The 3,970-nt window shown below is 44.9% G+C and carries 4 protein-coding genes; all 4 read left to right on the forward strand.

All coding sequences use genetic code 11. From position 1 onward, the window contains the following. The first annotated feature begins 159 nt into the window (after nucleotides 1-159). The 4 genes from AB4Z33_RS30385 to AB4Z33_RS30400 all read left to right on the forward strand — a co-directional run bounded on the left by AB4Z33_RS30385 (nucleotide 160) and on the right by AB4Z33_RS30400 (nucleotide 3,323). On the forward strand, nucleotides 160-1,140 hold the full coding sequence (locus tag AB4Z33_RS30385; RefSeq protein WP_442053477.1) for an aldo/keto reductase: 981 nt from the start codon (nucleotides 160-162) through the stop codon (nucleotides 1,138-1,140). Between the two features lie 90 nt (nucleotides 1,141-1,230). Continuing rightward, nucleotides 1,231-1,569: a MerR family transcriptional regulator gene (locus AB4Z33_RS30390; RefSeq protein WP_442053478.1), complete on the forward strand. Its 339-nt coding sequence runs from the start codon at nucleotides 1,231-1,233 to the stop codon at nucleotides 1,567-1,569. A gap of 270 nt (nucleotides 1,570-1,839) precedes the next feature. Then, nucleotides 1,840-2,787: a helix-turn-helix transcriptional regulator gene (locus tag AB4Z33_RS30395; protein WP_442053479.1), complete on the forward strand. Its 948-nt coding sequence runs from the start codon at nucleotides 1,840-1,842 to the stop codon at nucleotides 2,785-2,787. 131 nt (nucleotides 2,788-2,918) lie between these two features. Then, nucleotides 2,919-3,323 (forward strand): VOC family protein, encoded by a 405-nt coding sequence (locus tag AB4Z33_RS30400; protein WP_307471736.1) that lies wholly within the window; start codon nucleotides 2,919-2,921, stop codon nucleotides 3,321-3,323. Nucleotides 3,324-3,970 lie beyond the last annotated feature (647 nt).

The raw sequence follows: 3,970 nt of genomic DNA on the forward strand, positions 1-3,970 counted from the left end.
TTTCCGACTTCCTTGGCCTCCTGTACGACCTGTTGCTTAAACTCTAATGTGAATCTTCTACGTTGCATAAAAAATCCCCTCCACTGGTTCTGCTTCTAGCTTACACTGTTAAGTGGGCTAGTCTCAAATCCAATTTCGGGGCTTAAGAGGGACAACCCAATGGAATATATGAAGCTTGGAAATACCGGCTTAGATGTATCGAGGCTTTGCTTGGGCTGTATGGGGTTTGGCGAGGCGGGCAGATGGATTCATCAGTGGGTGCTAGATGAGGAGAACAGTCGTCCAATAATAAAAAAAGCTCTAGAGCTTGGAATCAACTTTTTTGATACTGCAAATATATATTCAGACGGGACTAGTGAGGAAATAGTAGGACGGGCGCTGAAGGACTTTGCCAATCGAGATGAAATCGTCATTGCAACAAAAGTGCACGGCCGCATGTATGATGGCCCCAATGGTGCTGGGCTATCTCGAAAGGCAATCATGAGTGAAATTGATAAAAGCCTGAAACGTCTGGGAACCGATTATGTCGATCTGTACCAGATTCACCGCTGGGATTACCATACGCCGATTGAAGAGACGATGGAAGCTCTGCATGATGTGATAAAGGCTGGGAAAGCACGGTATATAGGTGCTTCGGCTATGTTTGCGTGGCAATTTTTGAAAGCCTTACATGTTGCCGAGAACAATGGATGGACCCGGTTTATTTCGATGCAAAATCATTTAAATCTTATTTATCGTGAAGAGGAGAGAGAGATGCTTCCGCTTTGCAAAGCTGAGAAAATTGGTGTCATACCATATAGTCCGCTTGCCGGAGGAAGATTGACTAGAAATTCAAATGAAGCCACACATCGCTCCGAAACCGATCAAATTGCAAAACAAAAATACGATGCTACTTCTGATGCCGATCAATTGATTGTGAATCAGGTCGCTGCTATTTCGGAACTACGCGGTGTTTCCCGAGTTGAAATCGCGCTTGCATGGTTGCTACAAAAAGAACCTGTAACAGCGCCGATAATCGGTGCAACAAAAATATCTCATCTCGAAAATGCTGTAGCTGCTCTTTCTACTAAATTAACCGCAGAGGAAGTTGCTTTGCTGGAGGGGCCGTATATTCCTCATCCGGTAGTCGGCCCACAGTAATAGTTGCTTTACTAAAGAAGGACAGTTAGTGGTCACTCCAAAGGACTTTCAACGGGGAAAGGTGGGATAGTTATGATGACAATAGCGTAAGTGAGTAAAAAATTTGATCTTTCACAGGATACACTTCGCTATTATGAACGAATCGGACTAATTCCTCGAGTGAATCGAAATAAAAGTGGAATTAGGAGTTATTCAGAGGAAGACTGTAGATGGGTCGAATTTGTCAAATGTATGCGAGGTATAGGTCTCCCTATCGAAACATTAATTGAGTATGTTAAGTTGTATCAACAAGGTGACGGTACCATCGAAGCGAGAAAAGAGCTCCTTACCGAGCAACGTAAGCTACTATTAACCAAAATGAAAGAGATGAACGTTGTGTTAGAACGAATGAATGAAAAAATCCTGAGATACGAAGAGACATTAAGCTAACGGGCATAATAGCTCAACAGACATAATGGCCGCCTGTCTCACACTTCGAGGAAGCTCGAAACCTGCTTYTGAAGCATTTATTTAAGCCGAAATGTGATTTCGTTAACTGGGAACGATAGTTGAATAATTATTGTAGCAGCTGATCACAACGATCGGCTGCTTTTTTCATTGAAGTAACGGGCAGGCTACTTTAGGAACATGCGAGGTGAACCGTATCACAAGTAACGGCAAGTTTCTGTTGTACAGTATTACGTTTCAAGGGGGCAGTCAATGAACAAAACAGATCGTTTGTTGGCCATCGTGCTGGAGTTGCAAGGCAGGCAGGTGGTACGCGCCGAAGATTTGGCGGCACTATTTGAAACCAGCGTGAGGACCATCTATCGCGACATTCAGGCGCTCAGCGAAGCAGGCGTGCCGATTACAGGCACTACAGGCACAGGGTATACCTTAATGGAGGGATATTTTCTACCTCCGATCAGTTTTACAATAGAGGAAGCCGTGACCTTGCTTATAGGAACAGAGTTTATCGAGCAACGATTTGATGATGATTATCGTGATAGAGCTAATGTTGCTAGGAGGAAAATCGAGGTCACTCTATCAGACAGTGTCCGCAGTGAGACCTCCCGTATAAGAAGGTCGCTGCGATTGCTCGCTCCAGGCAAACATGCAGCTCCGTCAAACGAAAGGGAAAATCTCGATAAGATCCGCCGAGCTCTATTAGATGGGCGAAAGATCAGATTTCATTATTCTAAAAGAATTACGGATTCCACGGGGAGCCGCCATAGCGAACGTACAGCCGCTCCCTATGGCCTTGTACTCGTTGAAGGATCTTGGATGCTTGTGGCCCGGTGTGATCTACGCCAAGACATCCGCCATTTCCGGTTGTCCCGAATGGATAAACTTATCGAACTGGACGAACGATTCGAACTCCCGGCGCATTTTGACTTAAGGGAGTATACCCCTTTAGATGATCGCCATTTGCGAGTCTGCCTTCGATTTAACCATGACATCGCGGATAAGGTGAAGGAATCAAACTATCATTACATAGAGGATATGAAAGAGCATCAAGATGGATTGGATGTGGTCTTACGCGTTCGTCAGCTGGATGAATTGCTGCAATGGGTGCTTGGCTGGGGAGCGGGCGTAATCGTGTTGGAACCCGAATCGTTCCGAAATAGGATTCGTGAGGAAGCCAAAAAAATTCTAAAACGCTACTGACATAACGTTGTCAGTAGCGTTTTTTTATAATTGCACATGTAAATGTAAAGGAGATAAATAAGTAAAAAGTATGTTTTGCAACAGCTGTGGGACACAGCCAAACCTATTATTATTAGGAAGGATGATATCTTGTGAATTTCGCTTCTGTACGCATCATTACTGACGACGTGGATCGCCTCGTCGAGTTCTATGAGAAAGTCCTGGGGATATCGGCGGAGCGACCCGCGCCTGTATTTGCCGAACTCGTTGTGTCATCATGCACCCTTGCAATCGGCCACTCCCAGACGGCGCAACTATTCGGCGCCGGTTCCGTAGTGGGGGCTAACAATCGCACTGTCATTATTGAGTTCCGCGTCGACGATGTCGAGGCCGAATATGTACGCTTGAAGCCATTTGTCGATAATTGGGTAAAGGAACCGACCACGATGCCGTGGGGGAACCGTTCTATGCTGTTCCGCGATCCCGACGGCAACCTTCTTAACCTCTTCGAGCCGGTGACCGAGGATGCGATTAAACGGTTTAGAGGTAGACATTGACGGGCAGTAAAGGATGACCTTCAAACTTGCCGTTACAGACAGCACGGTGAACCGTATCACAAGTAACGGCAAGTTTTTGCTTTTTGAAGTCGACAGAGGTAGGAACTGGTCCTGAAGCGCGGGGAACTGTTATGAATCATAAATAAAAAGCCAGAGCATTGCGCTAACGGGAGACGATAGCTGAATAATTGCACCTCGGCAGCCGTTTAATACGATCGGCTGCCTCTTTGTTGGCTAATTGGCTGGATACTTCCAAATGATACCCCTAATTTTAGTGTTTGTTCTATGATAAAGGATTGTTATAGATGAGATAGAAAATTCAAGGCATTGTTTACCGGAGGTTCATTGTAACATAACACCGCACAACCTCCAATTGCCCGATAGCAACTCCGCGAGCAATTGGTTCAAGTGGAGCTTGTAGTAACGAGTAGCTTCAGGAACAGTTGCTATTTCATGATTATTTGCTAAGTAAGCGACTTACAAAGTTGTAAGGTAGATGTAAGGGAAATCGATAGCTTAGACCAGTCTGGTAGGATAATATTGGAACAAACGAAAATAGAAATTATAAAAAAGGAGAATCGAGATGAGGCTGTTTGAACTGTTGCTTTTATTGTCAAACATCGGCTTGTTTGCGTTAACCATCCTAT

The organism is Paenibacillus sp. 2TAB19, from assembly GCF_052115185.1.
Taxonomy (GTDB): domain Bacteria; phylum Bacillota; class Bacilli; order Paenibacillales; family Paenibacillaceae; genus Pristimantibacillus.